We start from the raw sequence: 19,417 nt of genomic DNA, 5'->3' as shown, positions 1-19,417 counted from the left end.
TCCCTTCGTGGTTCAGACGACTTGACGCCGATAGTGGCGCTTTTCTAGGCTTGGGTATGCGTGGAGTGATCTCTCATATTGCAAACCGGCTGTGGATCGTGGTTGCGGCTCTTGGCTTTATGCCGGACGTGGAGCAGGCGCGCGCCGATGACAAGCGATTTCGGCTGAGCGCGCCTGCCGCCCTCGTGGAGACTGGCCTGCTCGAGTACCTGCTGCCGCGCTTCTCGCTCAAGACCGGAGTGCGGATCGAGGTGGTCGGCCCGGCTGATCCGGCGGAGATGACGATTGGCCCCGAGGCGGGGCGGCCTGTCTTCAAGGGTGAAGCCAATATTTGGCGCATGGCCCTCAACGGCGATCACCCCGGGGCGGCGCGGTTTGCCGAGTGGCTGACCTCCGAGATCGGGCAGCGCACTGTCACCAGCTACGAGGTTGCGGGCCGCGCGCCCTTTACCCTGCCGGAGGTGGTCGAAGAGGCCGAGGCCATACCTGACTTTGACGGCAACGCGTCCGACGGCAAGGCGGTGTCGCTGGCGCAATGCGGGCGCTGTCACGTGGTGGCGCCCGAGAACCGAATGAACGCCATGGGCTCCACCCCGTCTTTTGCCGTACTGCGCACGCTGCCCGATTGGGCCGCGCGGTTTCAGAGCTTTTACGCACTCAGGCCGCATGCCGCTTTCACGCAGGTCGAGGATGTCACCGCGCCGTTCCCGATCAACCGGCCCTCGCCCATCGTGCCCGTCGAGGTGACGCTCGACGAGGTGGAGGCGATCCTGGCCTATGTGGCGGAGATGGCCCCCGCCGATCTGGGCGCGCCGATTCAATTTCAGTGATCCTTGCGCTTGCTGAGATAATCCTCGGTCGTGCGGACGCGCGGGCGCGGGCCTGCGGCGAACGGATTGTCGTCTGAATGGAACTGCGCGTTGATCCGGCAGCCTTCGCACATCTGGATCATCTTTGCGGCATCCGAGGTGGCGAACATCGAATGCTTGCCCGCCAGTTTCTCGGTGATCCGTTCGATGGTTGATTTCGAGCCGAAAAGCACGCCGCATTCGATGCAGGCAAACGGCTCTTCCTCGTTGAGCACCACTTGGGTAAGGGCGCTGTCATCGAGGTTCATCTGCGGCTCCAGCGTGATCGCCTTTTCGGGGCAGATCGTCGCGCAGATCCCGCATTGCAGGCAGGCATCCTCCTGAAAACGCAGTTGCGGCAGATCCTCGTTATCCATCAGCGCGCCCGAGGGGCAAAGCGACACGCAGGAGAGACACAGCGTGCAGGCGTCCTGATCGACCAGCACCGCGCCATAGGGAGCTGCGTCGGGCAGGGGCAGGGTGCCGCCCTCGGTATTGAGCGCCTTCGCAGCGAGGCGCGCCACCTGACGGCGGCTGCCCATCGGCAGGACCGGCTCGGCCAGCGCCGGGGCAGGTTCGGCATCGTAGAGCGCATCGCAGAGCGCGTCGGGATCGGCAAGATCGAGCATCCCGACAGGCGCGCCGCCTGCCATGGCCTGCGCCAGTGGCACCTCTTGGTCGAGCGCGTCGCGCTCGGTGCGCGGGGAGAGCAGGACCCATACGACCCCGAAGCCCGAGGCGAGGGCCGCGAGGATCTCGGCATGGCCAAAGCCAGAGAGCGCCGAGACCTCCAGCGGGATCACATCGGCGGGCAGCCCGCGCCCGTGGCGGGCGGCCAGACGGATCATCTCGGCACCATGGCTGGCGTCATGCACCAGCAGGCGCGGGGCCGCGCCACCAGCCTTGCGGTAGGCCGAGGCGAGCGTCTGAATGCGCCGAAACGTCATGTCGGGCGGCGGCGCGTCATAGGTGATCGCGCCCGAGGGGCAGCGCGCAGCGCAGGCCCCGCAGCCCGCGCAGATCATCGGGTCAATGCTGACATGGTCGCCATCGGGTGAGATTGCGCCGGTGGGGCAGATATCGAGGCATTTGCTGCACCCGGTCTGCTCGGCGCGGCTATGCGCGCAAATCAGCGGCTCGAGCGCCACATGGAGCGGCTTTTCGAATGTGCCGATCATCTGCGCCGCCTCGAATACCGCGTCCGAGACAGCCGTCAGACTGCCGGGATCGGCGCGCAGATAGCCTTCGCGTTTCTGCGGGGCGGGGAACATCGGCGTGCCCCCCGTGAGGTCGAGAATGACATCGCATTGCGTCTGCCCGCCGTCACGGGGCGCGGTCCAGCGCAGCACCCCGCGACCGCCGGGATTGACCTGTTGCAGCGTGTCGAGGCGCAATTCGAACTGGCCCAAGGCGCCGCTTGCCTGCGTGATGTGCCCCCGGATCGCATCGAAATCGCGGGCCTCGGGCGGGTCGCACTCGTCTGTGAGCAGCACCGTGACCCCCAAAAGCGGGGCCAGTTTTTCGGCGGCGGGCAGCACCACGTCGGAGGCCCCGATGATCAGGCACAGCCCTTCGGAGATCACGTCGAGTGTCTTTTCCGGGGGGGTCGGCAGCGCCGCTTCGGCCAGCAATGCGGCCATTTTGGGTAGTTTCGGGGCCGGATCGTCGGACCAGCCGGCCCGGTCGCGCAGATCGACAAAGGCGGGGGTGTCGGCCTCCAGATCGGTGGCCAGCTCCTCGAAAATCCGGGCCTCCTGCGCGCAGCAAATAATTGCCTCGCCGCCCTCGATCGCCTTGGCCGCCGACCCGATCCCGTCGGTGCAAAGCGCGCTGTGGAGCCGCGAGCAGGGCAGGCCGGTTGCCGCCTCCAGCCCCTCGGCGTCGAGCGTCTGTGACGCAGAACAGTCACACAATATCAGTTGCTTAGGCATTTTCACCCCGGGTGTTTTGCACGGCTGGGAAGGCGACGTTTTCGGTCTGTTCGGCGCAAGATTAGGCACGATTCGAAGCCCTCGTAAACAGCAATTCGAATCACGCCATCCGTCCGGGCTCGGCGCAGAGAGGGTGATTTTAATCCCGATTGATTCTGTTTGGATTCAAGGTCTTGCAATGCGGCATCGCAGCATCGAGAGGGTTCATGTGGACAAAATGTCCAATCCTGTCTTGTCGCGTCTTGTTGCCGGTTCAAAATGTCCGGGCGGTCGTCAAAGTCTACCTTTGCACACAGAAAAGGCTTTGCCCGGTCAGGAAACTGAACCAATCTGGGTTTACGCAGCAAGGGGATGGCACAGCGCGTGACCCATAGCCACGAAAAAGAGGTGACGATGCCCGTAGGGATCGTGATCCGAAAGTCGCCCGGTGTAACCCGTTGGGCGGCGTGGTCGTGGCGGGCTGTAGCGCTTTTGCCCGGGGCCGGTCCTGCCGAGTGGCGCGAATTGCGCCGCGAGGGCGAGGCGGTGGAGTACCATGCCGCGACCGTGCAGGTCGAACTGCATCACACTCAGACAGAAGCGTATCTGCAAGGCATTTCAGCCAAGGTGCCGTCTGTTTACGTGGTGATGCGCAACGGGGCGGCGGCGCATCGTGACGGCGCGCCGCTCGATGTGGTGCTGGCCACCGCGTCACCCTTCGAGGCGCAGGATTATGCCGATACCGGCGAAGAGATCGTCGAAAAGGTGCCGATGCCTGAAGGTCTAGTGGCGTGGGTGCGCGATTTTGTCGAGGCGCACCATCAGGACGAGGAATTCAAGAAGCGTCGCCGCGACAAGCGCACCATCGGCGACGCGCAGGACGGCATCGGCGATCCGCGCATCCCGCAGATGAGCGACGTGTATCGCGCGCCGGTGATGGCGCGCAAAGGGAGGCTGCATTGAGCCGGGGAGGCGATTTCTGGTCGCGCCGCAAGGCGCAGGTCGAGGCAGAGGCCGAGGCACAGGCCCGTGTGTCCGAGGCTGAGGCGCGCGCCGTGCAGGACGCGGAGCAGGCGGAGAAGAGCGATGCCGACCTCTGCGAAGAGCTGGGCCTGCCCGATCCCGACATGTTGCAGCCCGGCGATGATTTCCGCGCCTTCATGGCCAAGGCCGTGCCCGACCGGTTGCGCCGCCGTGCGCTGCGGCGTCTGTGGCTGAGTAACCCGGCGCTCGCCAATCTCGATGGTTTGATCGATTACGGTGAGGATTTCACCGACAGTGCGACGGTGATCGAGAACATGCAGACCGCTTATCAGGTGGGCAAGGGCATGACCGCCCATGTCGAGGAGATGGCGCGGCAGGCTGAGGCTGAGGCGCAGGCGACGGAGGAGCCCGAGGCGGAAGACACTCCGGCAGAGACCGAAGATGAAACCCCGCAGGTTGCCGAGGCCGAGGCGCCGCAGGAGGTGGCGGAGCCGTATGTCTGGGCCGACACGTCCGAGGCTGAAGAGGCCGCGCCACCCCGCCGCCGCATGCGGTTCGAGTTTGACGACACAGCCGGAGCATCGGCATGACCCAGCAAGAGGCCCTTATGCAAGACCAGACCGCCACGCCGGAGATCACCGAGGAGGACGCGCTGCGTGCCGATCTCTATGATTTCCTTGCCGCCCTTCTTGCACGCCCGCCGGGGCAGGATCTGCTCGACAAGACCGCCGCGCTGAGCGGCGATCAGAGCGATATGGGGCAGGCCATCGCGGCGCTGGCCCGCGTCGCGCGCGTCAGCAAGCCCGGCGCGGTCGAGAGCGAGTTCAACGCGCTTTTCATCGGGCTGGGCCGGGGCGAACTGCTGCCCTATGCCAGCTACTACCTGACCGGATTTCTCAATGAAAAGCCGCTCGCCGGGCTGCGCCGGGACATGGCCGCGCGCGGCATGACGCGGGCCGAGAATGTCTATGAGCCCGAGGACAATATCGCGTCTTGCATGGAGATGATGGCGGGGTTGATCCGGGGCCGCTTCGGCAAACCCGCCACGCTGGCCGAGCAACAGGTTTTCTTTGCCAAGCATGTCGGCCCATGGGCCGGGCATTTTTTCAGCGATTTGGAGGCTGCGCGCAATTCGGTTCTCTATGCCTCGGTCGGCGTTGTCGGCCGGGTGTTCATGGAGATCGAGGCGCAGGGCTTTCGGATGAGCGCGGGCTGATCCCGCGCCGTAACCGGTGGGCACGCGCCCGCCATAACCAGAGGAGGGGAACCTTCATGACCCGGAAACCCGAGGATGGCAGCAGCCGCCGCGATTTCCTCAAAATGGCCGCCACCGGCGCGCCCGCTGTCGCGGTCGCAAGCGTGGTGACCGCAGGCAAGGCCGAAGCCGCCGAGCCCGACCTGACGTCGGACAAGATGCAGGACACCGCGCACACTCGCGCTTACTTCGACAGCGCCCGGTTCTAAGTTCCGGACGCCGTCCAACACCGCTGACGACTGGTTGCGTGACGCCCGACTGTCAGGGGAAACCGCAGTACCCAGCCTGAATTCAGGCCCAGGGAGGAGAGAGAAACATGCTTAGGAAAAAGACCAACGGGGTTGCGCGACGCCCCCAGCGGACCAGTATCCTGTCTGAGGTCGCCGACAAGTCGGTCGACCGCCGCGCGTTCCTGCGCGGCAGCGGTCTGGCCATCGGTGGCCTGGCTGCCATCGGGGCCATGGGTGGCACCGTCACCCGTGCGAATGCCCAAAGCGCCGCCGTCGAGGCGGTGCAAACCGTGAAATCCGTCTGCACGCATTGCTCGGTCGGCTGTACGGTCGTGGCCGAGGTGCAAAACGGCGTCTGGACGGGTCAGGAGCCCGGCTGGGACAGCCCCTTCAACTTGGGCGCGCATTGCGCCAAGGGCGCGTCGGTGCGCGAGCACGCGCATGGTGAACGCCGCCTCAAGTATCCGATGAAGAAAGAGGGTGGCGAGTGGAAGCGCATCAGCTGGGAACAGGCGATCAACGAGATCGGCGACGGCATGATGAAGATCCGCGAAGAGAGCGGCCCGGATTCGGTCTATTGGCTGGGCAGCGCCAAGCACAATAACGAGCAGGCCTATCTCTTCCGCAAGTTCGCCGCCTATTGGGGCACCAACAACGTGGACCATCAGGCGCGCATCTGTCACTCGACGACCGTGGCCGGCGTTGCGAATACATGGGGCTACGGCGCCATGACCAACAGCTACAACGACATCCACAATTCCAAGGCGATCTTCATCATCGGCGGCAACCCGGCGGAAGCACATCCCGTCAGCCTGCTGCATGTGCTGAAGGCCAAGGAAGAGAACAACGCCCCCCTCATCGTCTGCGATCCGCGCTTTACCCGCACGGCCGCGCATGCCGATGAATATGTGCGCTTCCGTCCCGGTTCGGACGTGGCGCTCGTCTGGGGTATCCTGTGGCACATCTTCGAGAACGGCTGGGAGGACAAGGAGTTCATCCGCACCCGTGTCTGGGGCATGGACCAGATCCGCGACGAAGTTGCCAAATGGACGCCCGAAGAGGTGGAGCGCGTGACCGGTGCGCCGGGCAGCCAGCTGCGCCGCGTGGCGCGCACGCTCGCCAATAGCCGTCCCGGCACCGTGATCTGGTGCATGGGTGGCACGCAGCACACCAACGGTAACAACAATACCCGCGCTTACTGCATCCTGCAACTGGCGCTCGGCAACATGGGCACCGCCGGTGGCGGCACCAACATCTTCCGCGGCCATGACAACGTGCAGGGTGCCACGGATCTCGGCGTTCTCAGCCACACCCTGCCGGGCTATTATGGCCTTGCAAAAGGGTCCTGGGCGCATTGGGGCCGGGTCTGGGGCGAGGATATGGAGTGGCTCGACGCCCAGTTTGCCACGATCAAGGACAAGGATGGCAAGGATCAGTCGCTCCAGCAACTGAGCGGTATCCCGGTCAGCCGCTGGATCGACGGCGTGCTTGAAGACCCCGACAACATGGACAACCCCAACAAGGTTCGGGCCATGGTGCTCTGGGGGCATGCGCCCAACAGCCAGACGCGCGGCAAGGAAATGAAGACGGCGATGGAACAGCTCGACATGCTGGTCGTGGTCGATCCCTATCCGACGGTCTCGGCGGTCATGCATGATCGCACCGATGGTGTCTATCTGCTGCCGGCCTGTACCCAGTTCGAGACGCGCGGCTCTGTCACCGCCTCGAACCGCTCGCTCCAGTGGCGTGACCGCGTGGTCGAGCCTCTGTTCGAGAGCAAGCCGGACGAGGTCATCATGGCCAAGTTCGCCAACAAGTTCGGCTGGGCCGATCGGTTCTTCCGCAATATCGAGATGGACGACCCCGAGACGCCGAATGTCGAGAGCATCACCCGCGAGTTCAACCGCGGCATGTGGACCATCGGCTATACCGGGCAGAGCCCTGAGCGGATGAAGTTGCACATGGCCAATCAGCACACCTTTGACCGCACCACGCTGCGCGCGGTCGGCGGTCCTGTTGATGGCGAGACCTACGGTCTGCCGTGGCCATGCTGGGGCACGCCCGAAATGGGGCATCCGGGCACGCATATCCTCTACGATATGTCCAAGCCGGTCTCCGAGGGTGGTCTGACCTTCCGTGCGCGCTTTGGCGTCGAGCGGGATGGCGACAACCTGCTGGCCGAAGGCGTCTACTCGGCGGGATCCGATATCCAGGACGGATATCCGGAATTCACCATGCAGATGCTGATGGATCTGGGTTGGGACAGCGAGCTGACCGACGAGGAACGCAGTGCGATCGACGCGGTCGCGGGCGCAGGCACCAACTGGAAAACCGACCTCTCGGGCGGCATCCAGCGGGTTGCGATTGCCCATGAATGCGCCCCCTTCGGCAATGCCAAGGCGCGCGCTGTGGTCTGGACCTTCCCCGACCCGGTGCCGATCCACCGCGAGCCGCTCTATACCAACCGGCGCGATCTGGTGGCGGATTATCCGACCTACGAGGACCGGCACGCCTACCGCCTGCCGACCATGTATGCCTCGATCCAGAAGAACGACTTCTCGAAGGATTACCCGATCATCCTCACTTCCGGCCGTCTGGTCGAATACGAGGGTGGCGGCGACGAGACGCGTTCGAACCCATGGCTTGCGGAATTGCAGCAGGACATGTTCGTCGAGATCAACCCGCATGATGCCAACAATATCGGCGTGCGGGACGGATCGCAGGTCTGGGTCGAAGGGCCCGAGGGCGGAAAGGTCAAGGTGATGGCGATGGTAACCGAGCGCGTGGGACAGGGTGTGGCCTTCATGCCGTTCCACTTCGGCGGTCATTTCGAGGGCAAGGACCTGCGGGAGAACTATCCCGACGGGGCCGATCCATATGTCTTGGGCGAGAGTACGAACACCGCCCAGACCTATGGCTACGACTCGGTCACGCAAATGCAGGAGACCAAGGCGACTCTCTGCAAAATCGTTGCAGCATAAGGAGATACTGATATGGCAAGAGCAAAGTTTCTGTGCGACGCCGAACGCTGCATCGAATGCAACGCCTGCGTCACCGCCTGCAAGAACGAGCACGAGGTGCCGTGGGGGATCAACCGCCGCAAGGTGGTGACGATCAACGACGGCAAGCCTGGTGAGCGCTCGATCTCGGTCGCGTGCATGCACTGTTCGGACGCGCCCTGCATGGCCGTCTGTCCGGTGGATTGCTTCTACCAGGACGAGGAAGGCGTGGTTCTGCACTCCAAGGACCTGTGCATCGGGTGCGGCTATTGCTTCTACGCGTGCCCGTTCGGTGCGCCGCAATTCCCGCAGGCGGGCAACTTCGGCAGCCGTGGCAAGATGGACAAGTGCACCTTCTGCAAGGGCGGCCCGGAAGAGAACCACAGCCAGGCCGAGTTCCAGAAGTACGGGCGCAACCGGATCGCCGAGGGCAAGCTGCCCATCTGCGCCGAGATGTGCTCGACCAAGGCGCTTCTGGCGGGCGATGGCGATGTCGTCTCGAGCATCTACCGCGAACGCGTCGTCGCGCGCGGCTTTGGCTCGGGCGCATGGGGCTGGGGTTCGGCCTACGGCCAGCAAAGCGGCGGCTGAGGGATCGGCGGGTTGCACCCATCCTACGGGCTTTCTGTAGGGTGGGTAAAACCACCGTCCCCAAGCATCTGACGTACAAGGTGGGCGGCCGTCGGGCCGCCCCCTGACACATAAAGAATTTCCAGACAGGATGATCACACATGCCCCGCATGATCTTGACGCTGTTGCTCTCGTTGGTCCTTGGCCTGCCATTGGCCGCGCAAGAGGCGACACAGACATCCGAACCCGACCGCGCCGCAACCGGTGGGGCACAGACGCTCGAAGATATTATGGCCCGTCAGCGAGGTGAGCCGGTCGATGACTCGTTCCGTCGCAATGCCACGGGCGGCGATGATGCCGCGGGCATGGCCGGGCAGTTAGGGTCGCTTGGCGGGGCGTCCGACTCCGAGGTCTGGCGCGCGCTGCGCTATGGCCTCGATGACGTCAAGGTGTCGTCGGGAGGGCCGGAGGCACGCGTGCTCATTCAGGATGGCGGTATGTCCTGGCTGGCATTCCGCCAAGGACCACTTGCGACTTATGGTGCCTATCTCCTCGGTATCACGCTGGCGCTGCTTGCACTCTTTCTCCTGATCCGGGGGCGTATTCGGATCGACGGTGAAAAGACCGGGCGCACTGTCACCCGGTTTCAGGCCGTCGAGCGTTTTGGCCATTGGCTGATGGCGGGCTCGTTCATCGTGCTGGCCATCACCGGGCTGGTGGTGCTTTTCGGTCGGATGGTGGTTATCCCGCTTCTGGGGCATGAGGCGTTCTCGACCATCGCGGTGGGGTCGAAATGGGTGCATAACAACATCTCATGGGCCTTCATGCTGGGCCTCGTGATGGTGTTCTTCATGTGGGTTCTGCACAACATTCCCAACCGGACCGACCTGAAATGGCTGGCTGTTGGCGGGGGCATCTTCACCAAGGGCGTGCATCCGCCCGCCAAGAAATTCAACGCCGGGCAAAAGATGATTTTCTGGGCGACGATCGTGTTTGGGGCCTCGATTTCGGCCTCGGGCCTGTCGCTGCTCTTCCCGTTCGAGTTGCCGATGTTTGCCAAGACCTTTGCCATCCTCAACGACACCGGCTTGCCGCAGGCCGTGGGTTTCGGGGTGCTGCCCGAGATGCTTGCCCCGCATGAGGAAATGCAGCTGGCGACGCTGTGGCATTCGATCATGGCCTTCGTGCTGACCGCGATCATCCTCGCGCATATCTATATCGGCTCTGTCGGGATGGAGGGCGCGTTCGACGCCATGGGCTCGGGCGAGGTCGAGGAGCAATGGGCGCGCGAGCATCACGGTTTGTGGCTCGAGGAGTTGCAGGAGAAGGGCCACGCGCCCGACCCCGGCCCAAATCGCACCAAGGCCGGCACGCCCGCGGAATAGCCATGCGCGTGCTGGTGCTCGGTCTCTGGCTCATGGGGCTGGCGGGGGTCTACCCGCTGGCGGCGCAGGAGTTCACCACGCTCAAGGGGCATGGTGGGCCTGTGATGGGGCTGAGCGTCTTGCCGGGCAGCGGTCAGGTGGTGTCGGCGAGTTTCGACAATTCCGTGGGTCTCTGGCAGGGCCGCGCCCCGCGCTGGTTTGAAGGGCACGCGGCGGCGGTCGTGACGGTAGAACCTTTGGGCGAACACCGTGTCGTCAGTGGGGGCGATGATTTCGCGGTCATCATCTGGGACCGGGCCACCGGCGAGGGGCAGCGCCGTGAGGGGCATCAGGGCAAGATCGCGGCGCTCGATGTGTCGCCCGATGGCGACTGGATCGCCTCGGCCAGTTGGGACGGCTCTATCGGCCTCTGGCCCGTGGCGGGGGGCGAGGCGCGGTTTCTCAAGGGGCATGATGCGGCGGTCACCGATGTGGCGTTCAGTGAAGATAACAGCCTTCTCTATTCCTCTTCCGCCGATGGCACCCTGCGCGAATGGCAGTGGCGCGAGTTCGGCGCGCCGCCGCGCGAGTTGCTCAATCAGGGGTTTGGCATCAACCGTATCGTGCTGGGGCCGGGGGATGCGTGGCTGGCCTATGGCGCGGTCGATGGCGCGACGCGTGTCGTGGACCCGAAGACGGGCCAAGAGATCGCCGATTTCACGCTCGACCGCCGCCCGGTTCTGTCGCTCGCCTTTCATGCCGAGACGGCGCAGCTCGCGGCAGGGGACGGGCACGGCTATATCATGGTGATCGACACCGACGATTGGCACATCGCGCGGGATTTTCAGGCCATGGCGCGCGGCCCAGTCTGGGCGCTCGAATTCTCGCCCGATGGCGGGATGATCTACGCAGGTGGCCTGAGCGAGGTGATCTTTGGCTGGCCGGTGGACCTGCTCGACGATTACGATCCGGCGGGTGCTGTCGAGCACAGCTTTCTGCGCCCGGCAGAGGAGATGGACAACGGCGAGCGGCAATTCATGCGCAAATGCTCGATCTGCCATGCGCTGACGCCACCGCCGTCGCGCAAGGCGGGGCCGACACTGCACGGTATCTTCGGACGCCGCGCCGGAACGCTGCCCGGCTATGCCTATTCCGACATGCTGGACGGTGCCGATATCGTCTGGAGTGAACAGACCATAGACGCGCTATTCGACCTTGGGCCGGATCACTACATCCCCGGCTCCAAGATGCCGATGCAACGGATCACGGCACCTGAGGACCGGCAGGATATGATAGACTACCTGCGCCGGGCCACTGCAACAGAAGGGAACTGAGAAATGAAAGTCATGATTGCGGCCTTTGTCGCCTGCGGGATCATTACCGCTGCGGCACCTACCGTCCTGAGTGAGTTGGGTTACACATCCGAAGCCAAGCGCGCGGGCGATGCTGTCCGGTTGGGTGACGCGGCTGAATGACGGCCAAGCCTGAGCCCGATGAGACCCGCGACGACTATGGTGCGAACCTGTCGCGCGCCGCCGTGCTCATCATCGACGATGAGCCGGGGATGCGGAATTTTCTGATCAAGACGCTCGGGCCGCGCTGCAAGCGGGTGGAACAGGCGCGCTCCGCCGAGGAGGCGGGCGAGATCCTCGATCAGGTGCATTTCGATCTGGTGATCCTCGACAATGTGATGCCGGGCAAGAGCGGGCTCGATTGGCTCGAAGAGCAGCGGCAAGTGGGGCTCTTTGCCGATACGATCCTGATCACCGCCTATGCCGATCTCGATACCGCGATCAAGGCGTTGCGCGCGGGCGTGAGCGATTTCGTTCTCAAACCGTTCCGCGCCAACCAGATCCTGAACGCGGTGGCGCGCGCACTCGACCGCAAGTATCTCGCGCGCGAGAACTACCTGCTGCGGCACGAGCTGTCGGAGGGCGGTCAGGCGGCGCGTGGGCGGCTTCTGGGCAATTCCGCCCCCGTGCTGGCGGTGCGCGAGATGCTGACCAAGCTGGCCCCCCTGCCCACATCCGTTCTCTTCACCGGGGCGAGCGGGACAGGAAAGGAGATCGCGGCACGTACCCTGCACGGGCTGTCGGACCGGGCGGAAAAGCCCTTTGTCGCGGTCAATTGCGCCGCGATTTCTTCAGACCGCATCGCCGAGGAACTGTTCGGTGTGGTCGAGGATGGGCGGCCGCGCAAGGATGGGCTGTTGCTGCATGCCGATGGTGGTACGCTGCTTCTCGACGAGGTGGCGCAACTGCCTGAACATGTGCAGGCCGGGCTTTTGCGTGTGCTGGAGGACAAGCGGATCAGGCCCTTGGGCTCGGAACGGGAAGTCCCGCTCAACCTGCGCTTTCTCTTCGCCACCAATGCCGATTTGCAAGAGGCGGTGCGGGCAGGGCGTTTTCGCGCCGATCTCTACCACCGGATCAATATCGTCAATGTCGAGATGCCCCGGCTCAAGGAGCGCGCCGAGGATATCGTTGAACTGGCCGCCCTTTTCATGAGCGAGTTTTCCCGCTCGCTCGGCATGCCGGCGCTGGAACTGAACGAGGAGGTTCTGCTCAAGCTCAGCCGTTACGACTGGCCCGGCAATGTGCGCGAATTGCGCAACCTGATCGAACGCTCGGTGATCCTCGGTGAGTTTCCCGAGGAATTCGCGGGATCGGGACGTGTCACCGGGACACAGGCCATCGAGACGCTGGAGTTGGTCGAACAGCGACACATAATGTCCGTGCTCGACGCCTGTGGCGGCAACCGCGCCGAGGCGGCGCGGCGATTGGGCGTGGCGCGCAAGACCGTGGATCGCAAATGTGCGGCCTGGGGCATCTGATCCCGCAGAGCCAGAATTGAAAATGCCGGGTTCATCCCCGAACCCGGCATTCTTTTCCCAGTGAGAGGGTCTTGCCCGATCAGTCCCAGCCAACCTCGTTGAAGATGGTCTGTGCATCGGCGGCATGGGCCTTGAACGACGCGGTCGGCGTTTCGTTGTCGGGGATGAACAGCCCCATCTTGGCGACATGCTCGCCGATCGGCACGCCGGACATGACGGGATATTCGTTGTTGGCATTGGCGAACTGCGCCTGCGCCTCTTCGCTGGCGAGGAACTCCAGAAGCGCTGTCGCCTCGTCCTTGTTGGGCGCATTGGCGGCGATGCCGGCGGCGGCAAGATTGACATGTGCGCCGCGTCCGCTCTGGTTCGGCCAGACCCAGCCGATGCCGTCGATGCCGCTGGTCAGCCCGTCCACGTCGCTGGCGAGGCCCCGGGCGAAGTAATAGGTGTTGGCTACGGCGATGTCGCACTCACCCGAGACGATGCCGCGCAGCTGGTCGGTATCGCCGCCCTGCGGTTCGCGCGCCATGTTATCGACGATGCCTGCGGCCCAGTCCTTGGCGGCCTCTTCGCCGTGATTCTCGATGATCGAGGCCATCAGCGACTGGTTGTAGATGTTCGAGGACGAGCGAATGCAGATTTGCCCTTTGTAGGCGGGATCGGCCAGGTCTTCGTAGGTGCGCGGCGGGTTTTCGACCCGCTCTTCGGAATAGAAGATGATGCGCGCGCGCTGCGAAAGGCCCGTCCAGAGGTTTTCATCGTCGCGCAGATGCGCCGGTACGTTGGCCTCGATCGTCTGGGACTCGAATGGCTGGAGAAGACCGCGCTCTTCGGCGCGCGAGATGCGGCCCACATCGACGGTCATGAACACATCGGCGGGGCTGTTGGCACCCTCGGCTTCCATCCGCGCCATCAACTCGTCGGCCTTGGCCTCGATACGGTTGATGGTGATGCCTGTCTTTTCGGTGAAGGCGGCATAGAGCGCATCGTCGCTGTCATAGTGGCGGCTGGAATAGAGGTTGACCTCTTGCGCGAAGGCAGGGGCGGTCAGGGCCATGAGGGCGGTGACGCTCATCGCGGCTTTGAACGGGTGCATCGGGAGTCCTTTCAGGTTTCCGAGTGAAATCGTGGGGTATTCCTACGAATTACTGACTAAAAGAGTCAATAGTATTTCCGACAAAATCAGTCGGGTCACTATATGGAAAAGCTGATCACAAGACAGACGGGCTGCGGTGCCTGCGCCAGAGGCTGCTGCCAAGCGTCGTTGCAGCAAAGATCATCGCGGCTGCGCAGACGATGGTTGGTCCCGTGGGCGTGTCCATCGCAAAGGACGCCCGCAGACCGCCTAGCGCCGAGGCGGCGGCGATCAGGGTTGCGATGAGCGCCATCCGCTCGGGCGTTGAGGCCAGAGGGCGGGCGGCGGCGGCGGGCACAATCAGCATGGCGGCGATGAGCAGCACGCCCACCACCTTGATCGCCACCGCCACGACCACGGCAAGCGCGAGCGTCAGGACCAATTGTTCGCGACGCGGATCAATCCCCGCCGAATAGGCCAGATCCGGGCTGAGCGTCGCGGTCAGGAGCGCCTGCCACCGCCATGCGAGCAGCCCCAGCACGAGTGCCGCGCCGCCCCAGATCACCGCCAGATCACCTTGGCTGACGGCGAGGATGTCGCCGAAAAGATAGGCCATCAGGTCGATCCGTACGCCCGACAGGAACGATACCGCCACGAGACCAAAGGCGAGCGCGGAATGCGCGAGAACCCCAAGCAGCGTGTCCATCGCAAAGCCGCGCCCAGACAGCGTCGAGACGGTGGTGGCCATAATCAGGGACATCACCAACGCACCGACAAAGACCGACATCGAAAAGGCCAATGCCACGGCCACGCCGAGGATCGCGGCATGCGCGGTGGCGTCGCCGAAATAGGCCATGCGCCGCCAGACGACGAAACTGCCAAGCGGTGCAGCCGCGATCGCCACGCCAAGCCCGGCGAGGGCCGCGCGCATCAGGAAATCGTCAAGCATCATTCGGCGGCCTCATGGCTGTGCGGATTGTCGTGATCATGATCATGGCCGTGGTCATGGTCGTGGCGGTAAAGCGCAAGAGCGCCCTGTGTGCCGCTGCCGAAGATGGCGCGGTATTCCTCGGCCTGGGCGACAATCTCGGGGCGGCCCTCGCAGCAGACATGACCATTGAGGCAGATCACCCGGTCGCTGGCACTCATCACCACGTGCAACTCGTGGCTGACCATCAGGACGGCGCAGCCGATCTCCTGCCGAACCTCCTCGATCCGGCGGTAGAACGCGGCGGAGCCCGGTTGATCAAGGCCCTGCGTGGCCTCGTCGAGAATCAGCAAGTCAGGATTTTCCATCAGCGCCCGGGCCAGAAGCACCCTTTGAAATTGCCCGCCCGAGAGATCGGTCATCTGACGGTCCCGTAGATCGGGCAGCCCTGCCTGTTCAAGCGCCGCACGCACGGTTGCGGGCGCGTGGCGGCGCGGCAGGCTAAGGAACCGGGCCACGGTGAGGGGCAGGGTCGGGTCGATATGCAGCTTTTGTGGTACATACCCGATGCGCAGCCCCGGCGAGCGGCGGATCTGCCCCTTGGCCGGTTTGATCGCGCCGATGATGGTGCGCAGGAGCGTTGATTTGCCCGATCCGTTGGGGCCGACGATGGTCACGATCTCGCCCCTGTCGATGGCGAGGCTCACATCGTGCAGCACCATGGCCCCGCCTAGGCGCACCGCGATCCCATTGGTCTCGATCAGGCGCATGCGGGCTGTCCCTCGCGGCAGTTGGGGCACAGGCCGACGGCCTCGACCACGGCCTGTTCGATGGCAAAACCCGCCGCGTCGGCGGCCTTGCCCAGAATGCCGCGCGTCGGTTCGGCATGGGCCTCGGCCACGGCATCGCAATTGCGGCAAATGAGGAAGGCGGGGGTGTGCGTCTGCCCCGGATGGGTGCAGGCGATGAAGGCGTTGAGCCGTTCGACCTTGTGCGCGAAGCGGTGGCTGACAAGGAAGTCGAGCGCACGATAGGCGACCGGGGGCTGCGATCCCAGACCTTCGTCGCGCAGCACGTCGAGAATTTCATATGCCCCCATTGCGCGGTGCTCGCTCAGCAGGATTTCCAGGACCCGGCGGCGCACGGGGGTGAATTGCAGCTTGTGCGCGGCGCACTGCGCCTCGACGGCTGAAAGGGCACCCTGCACACAGCTTTTGTGATCATGCTGCTCGAATCCGATGGTGTCCATGCCGGGCCTCCACTGCGGTAATTTTTGGGCTTGATATGTTATAGAGTTACAATTATCAAGCCTTCTGATGCGTTATGATATTACATACAATGAGGGTCTTCCATGTCTATCCGAGTCATTGCAACGCTGAGTGTCGGCCTGGGTTTTTCTGGTGCCGCACTGGCCGAGACGCCCAAGGTTGCCACCGATATCACGCCAGTGCATTCGCTCGTGGCGCAGGTCATGGAGGGGGCAGGCGCGCCCGCTCTGCTGATTGCGCCGGGGGCATCGCCGCACGGGTACGCGATGCGCCCGTCCGAGGCGTCGGCACTGGAGGCAGCCGACCTTGTCTTCTGGATGGGGGAGGGGCTGACGCCCTGGCTTGAAGGGTCGATCGCCTCGCTGGCCGGGGATGCGCATGTGATTGCCCTTCTGGGGGCCGGCGAGACGCGCGTTTTGCCATTCCGCGAGGGCATTGCCTTTGATGAGCATGACGAGCAGGACAACGACGACCATGGCCACGATGACCATGACCACGACGACCACGGCCACGATGACCATGGCCATGACAACCATGATCACGGCCACGCCCATGACGGGGCCGACCCGCATGCTTGGCTCGATCCGGCGAACGCACGGGTCTGGCTGGGTGTCATCGCCGAAGAACTGGCAGAGCACGATCCGGAAAACGCAGCGCTCTACAAGGCAAATGCCGCAGCGGCACAAGCAGAGATTGCCGCTCTTGAGGCCGATATCGCCGAACAAACTGCGCCGCTGCGCGACGTGCCGTTTCTCGTGTTTCACGACGCGTACCAGTATTTCGAAACGCGGTTCGACATAGCTGCGGCGGGGGCCATCGCACTCGGGGATGCCGCGGATCCGGGGCCTGCGCGGGTCGCAGCGCTTCGGGATATGGTGAAAGAGCGTGACATTGCCTGCGTCTTTTCCGAGCCGCAATTCGACCCCAAGCTGGTTCGTACCGTCTTTGGCGATAGTATCGGGCATGGTGTGCTTGACCCCCTTGCCAGTGATGTTGTTCCCGGCCCTGCACTCTATTCGGAAATATTGCGTGGTATGGCGCGCGCTATGACCGAATGCCTAGGTACGCAGGGCTGAGTCTCGAACCAAGGCAGCCGGATACGCAGCGTAAAACTTGCGCCGCCTCGCATTCCCGCACATTCTGTCGCGCAGGGATCACCCGCGCGGGAGAGGCGGGGCATAAAGGGAGGACGGACTGATGGGTTTCACATCGCGGCAGGATGCGCTCGACATTCAGAACGAGATGCCTTGGGAGGCGCGCGACAGACCGGCGACGCTTTACAAGATGCTGAGCGCGACGGCGCAGGCCTTTCCGGATCGTCCGGCGCTCAGTTATCAGCTACTTTCGGGCCCCACCGACAAGGCGCAGACGCTGACATGGCAGCAGTTTCATGATCAATGCTGTCAGGCGGCCAACCTCTTTCGCAGCCTGAAGCTGGCCGAAGACGATGTGATCGCCCTGGTCCTGCCCAACTGTGTCGAGACCGCCGTCGCAACCATCGGCGGGGCCATCGCCGGGATCGTCAACCCGGTCAATCCGCTGCTGGAACCCGAGCAGATCAGCGCGATCCTGCGTGAGACCGGGGCCAAGGTGGTGGTCACGCTCAAGGCCTTCCCCAAGACCGACATCGCGCAAAAGACCGCCGAGGCCGTGCGACACGCGCCCGATGTGCACACCGTCTACGAGATTGACCTCAACCGCTACCTTACCCCGCCGAAAAGCTGGATCGTGCCGCTGGTCCGCCCCAAGAACCCGACCGGCCACCATGCCGATGTGCTGGATTTCAACAAGGCGATGGCGGGGCAGAGCAAGACCCTGACTTTTGCGGATAGCGACGGTGACCGGGTCGCCGCCTATTTCCATACTGGCGGCACCACCGGCATGCCCAAGGTCGCGCAGCACAAATACTCCGGCATGATCTATAACGGCTGGATCGGTCACACGCTGCTCTTCACCGAAGACGACAACGTGATGTGTCCGCTGCCGCTGTTTCATGTCTTTGCCTGCCACGTGATCCTGATGGCCTGCATCAAATCCGGCGCGCATGTGGTCTTTCCCACGCCCGCAGGCTATCGCGGCGAGGGCGTGTTCGATAATTTCTGGAAGCTCTGCGAACGCTGGAAGATCAGTTTCGTGATCACCGTGCCGACCGCCGTCTCGGCGCTGATGCAGCGCAAGGTGGATGCCGATCTGAGCACGGTCAAGAACGCGTTTTCCGGCTCCGCGCCGATGCCGATGGAGCTGTTTACCCGGTTCGAGAGTGCCACCGGCATGACCGTGATCGAGGGCTACGGGCTGACCGAGGCGACCTGCCTTGTCTCGGCCAACCCGCCCGAGGGGCAGAAGAAAGTGGGCTCTGTCGGGGTGCCTTTTCCCTATACGGATGTGCGCATCTACAAGGTGGTGGACGAGCAGCCGGTGGAATGTGACACAGACGAAGTGGGCGAAATCTGCATTTCCAACCCCGGTGTCTTTGCCGGCAACACCTATACCGAGGCCGCCAAGAATGCCGGCCTCTATCACCACGAAACCTACCTGCGCACCGGTGATCTGGGGCGGATCGACGGCGATGGCTATCTGTGGATCACCGGCCGCGCCAAGGATCTGATCATCCGGGGCGGGCATAATATCGACCCGGCGGATATCGAAGAGGCGCTGATGGCGCATCACGACGTGGCCATGGCCGGGGCCATCGGGCAGCCCGATGCCCATGCCGGTGAAATGCCCTGCGCCTATGTCGAACTGGTCGAGGGCGGCACGGCGACCGGGGCGGACCTGCTGGAGCATTGCAAGATCCACGTGCATGAGCGCGCGGCCATCCCGAAATATATCGAGGTGCTGGATGAATTGCCCAAAACCGCCGTCGGCAAGGTGTTCAAGCCCGACCTGCGCAAGCAGGCGATCACCCGCATATACAACTCGGCGCTGGACGAGGCGGGTCTTGCCGCGCAGGTGACCTCGGTCGTGGATGACAAGAAACGCGGGCTGGTGGCACAACTCACCCGCAAGGGTGACGCGGATGAAGAGGCCATCGGTCACGTGCTCGGCCAATTCGTGCGGCCTTGGGAGTGGGCGGAGTAGGCGTCGAAGGATAGGCCGGGCGTTACCGGAATGTCATATGCGGAGGTGATACGGCATTCGGGATCATAGTCC

18 protein-coding genes are annotated in these 19,417 nt (G+C 63.8%); 13 read left to right on the top strand and 5 right to left on the bottom strand.

Annotated elements, in window-relative coordinates:
- The first annotated feature begins 56 nt into the window (after window positions 1–56).
- Window positions 57–830, top strand: coding sequence for a hypothetical protein (locus PVU19_RS16500; protein ID WP_050664175.1), 774 nt, complete (start codon window positions 57–59; stop codon window positions 828–830).
- Here the strand turns inward: PVU19_RS16500 and PVU19_RS16495 are convergent.
- Window positions 824–2,779, bottom strand: a complete 1,956-nt coding sequence (locus PVU19_RS16495; RefSeq protein ID WP_050664174.1) for a 4Fe-4S binding protein — start codon at window positions 2,777–2,779, stop codon at window positions 824–826. The genes PVU19_RS16500 and PVU19_RS16495 overlap by 7 nt on opposite strands.
- A 351-nt stretch (window positions 2,780–3,130) precedes the next feature.
- Here PVU19_RS16495 and PVU19_RS16490 point away from each other — a divergent pair, with 351 nt between their 5' ends.
- The 10 genes from PVU19_RS16490 (at window position 3,131) to PVU19_RS16445 (ending at window position 12,993) form a co-directional block, all read left to right on the top strand.
- Window positions 3,131–3,721 (top strand): DUF3305 domain-containing protein, encoded by a 591-nt coding sequence (locus PVU19_RS16490; protein WP_235575889.1) that lies wholly within the window; start codon window positions 3,131–3,133, stop codon window positions 3,719–3,721.
- Window positions 3,718–4,332, top strand: a complete 615-nt coding sequence (locus PVU19_RS16485) for a DUF3306 domain-containing protein (protein ID WP_050664173.1) — start codon at window positions 3,718–3,720, stop codon at window positions 4,330–4,332. Before PVU19_RS16490 ends, PVU19_RS16485 begins: the two co-directional genes overlap by 4 nt.
- The gene (locus PVU19_RS16480) at window positions 4,329–4,958 is read left to right on the top strand and encodes a TorD/DmsD family molecular chaperone (RefSeq protein WP_050664172.1); all 630 of its coding nucleotides are present in this window, start codon (window positions 4,329–4,331) and stop codon (window positions 4,956–4,958) included. Before PVU19_RS16485 ends, PVU19_RS16480 begins: the two co-directional genes overlap by 4 nt.
- A gap of 56 nt (window positions 4,959–5,014) precedes the next feature.
- A complete protein-coding gene (locus PVU19_RS16475) occupies window positions 5,015–5,206 on the top strand; it encodes a ubiquinol-cytochrome c reductase iron-sulfur subunit N-terminal domain-containing protein (RefSeq protein WP_050664171.1) in 192 nt (63 codons plus the stop codon).
- A 107-nt stretch (window positions 5,207–5,313) separates the two neighbouring features.
- Window positions 5,314–8,208 carry a formate dehydrogenase subunit alpha gene (locus tag PVU19_RS16470; protein WP_050664170.1) on the top strand — a complete coding sequence of 965 codons (2,895 nt, stop codon included), beginning with the start codon at window positions 5,314–5,316 and terminating at the stop codon, window positions 8,206–8,208.
- Between the two features lie 12 nt (window positions 8,209–8,220).
- On the top strand, window positions 8,221–8,817 hold the full coding sequence (fdh3B, locus tag PVU19_RS16465; protein ID WP_050664169.1) for a formate dehydrogenase FDH3 subunit beta: 597 nt from the start codon (window positions 8,221–8,223) through the stop codon (window positions 8,815–8,817).
- A gap of 140 nt (window positions 8,818–8,957) precedes the next feature.
- A complete protein-coding gene (locus PVU19_RS16460; RefSeq protein WP_050664168.1) occupies window positions 8,958–10,181 on the top strand; it encodes a formate dehydrogenase subunit gamma in 1,224 nt (407 codons plus the stop codon).
- Between the two features lie 2 nt (window positions 10,182–10,183).
- Window positions 10,184–11,494 carry a c-type cytochrome gene (locus tag PVU19_RS16455; RefSeq protein WP_050664167.1) on the top strand — a complete coding sequence of 437 codons (1,311 nt, stop codon included), beginning with the start codon at window positions 10,184–10,186 and terminating at the stop codon, window positions 11,492–11,494.
- Window positions 11,495–11,497: 3 nt separating this feature from the next.
- On the top strand, window positions 11,498–11,635 hold the full coding sequence (locus tag PVU19_RS16450; protein ID WP_162838267.1) for a hypothetical protein: 138 nt from the start codon (window positions 11,498–11,500) through the stop codon (window positions 11,633–11,635).
- A complete protein-coding gene (locus tag PVU19_RS16445; RefSeq protein ID WP_274789820.1) occupies window positions 11,632–12,993 on the top strand; it encodes a sigma-54-dependent transcriptional regulator in 1,362 nt (453 codons plus the stop codon). The genes PVU19_RS16450 and PVU19_RS16445 overlap by 4 nt, the downstream gene beginning before the upstream one ends.
- Window positions 12,994–13,072: 79 nt before the next feature.
- On the opposite strand, the gene PVU19_RS16440 is transcribed toward PVU19_RS16445, so the two are convergent.
- From PVU19_RS16440 to PVU19_RS16425, 4 genes are all read right to left on the bottom strand, one after another.
- Window positions 13,073–14,089, bottom strand: a complete 1,017-nt coding sequence (locus PVU19_RS16440; RefSeq protein WP_050663453.1) for a Fe(3+) ABC transporter substrate-binding protein — start codon at window positions 14,087–14,089, stop codon at window positions 13,073–13,075.
- A gap of 115 nt (window positions 14,090–14,204) precedes the next feature.
- Window positions 14,205–15,017, bottom strand: a complete 813-nt coding sequence (locus tag PVU19_RS16435) for a metal ABC transporter permease (RefSeq protein ID WP_050663480.1) — start codon at window positions 15,015–15,017, stop codon at window positions 14,205–14,207.
- Entirely contained in the window at window positions 15,017–15,766 is a 750-nt protein-coding gene (locus tag PVU19_RS16430; RefSeq protein WP_050663454.1) for a metal ABC transporter ATP-binding protein, read from the bottom strand. Before PVU19_RS16430 ends, PVU19_RS16435 begins: the two co-directional genes overlap by 1 nt.
- The gene (locus tag PVU19_RS16425) at window positions 15,757–16,245 is read right to left on the bottom strand and encodes a Fur family transcriptional regulator (RefSeq protein WP_050663455.1); all 489 of its coding nucleotides are present in this window, start codon (window positions 16,243–16,245) and stop codon (window positions 15,757–15,759) included. The genes PVU19_RS16430 and PVU19_RS16425 overlap by 10 nt, the downstream gene beginning before the upstream one ends.
- Window positions 16,246–16,347: 102 nt before the next feature.
- Between PVU19_RS16425 and PVU19_RS16420 the strand changes: the two genes are divergently transcribed.
- Together PVU19_RS16420 and PVU19_RS16415 are read left to right on the top strand one after the other, a co-directional pair.
- Complete coding sequence (locus tag PVU19_RS16420) at window positions 16,348–17,340, top strand: zinc ABC transporter substrate-binding protein (protein ID WP_050663456.1); 993 nt, start codon at window positions 16,348–16,350, stop codon at window positions 17,338–17,340.
- Window positions 17,341–17,461: 121 nt separating this feature from the next.
- A complete protein-coding gene (locus PVU19_RS16415; protein ID WP_050663457.1) occupies window positions 17,462–19,345 on the top strand; it encodes an acyl-CoA synthetase in 1,884 nt (627 codons plus the stop codon).
- Window positions 19,346–19,417: the final 72 nt, after the last annotated feature.

The organism is Roseovarius tolerans (assembly GCF_028885395.1).
GTDB lineage: Bacteria > Pseudomonadota > Alphaproteobacteria > Rhodobacterales > Rhodobacteraceae > Roseovarius > Roseovarius tolerans.
This window is presented reverse-complemented; position numbering and strand designations above follow the sequence as displayed.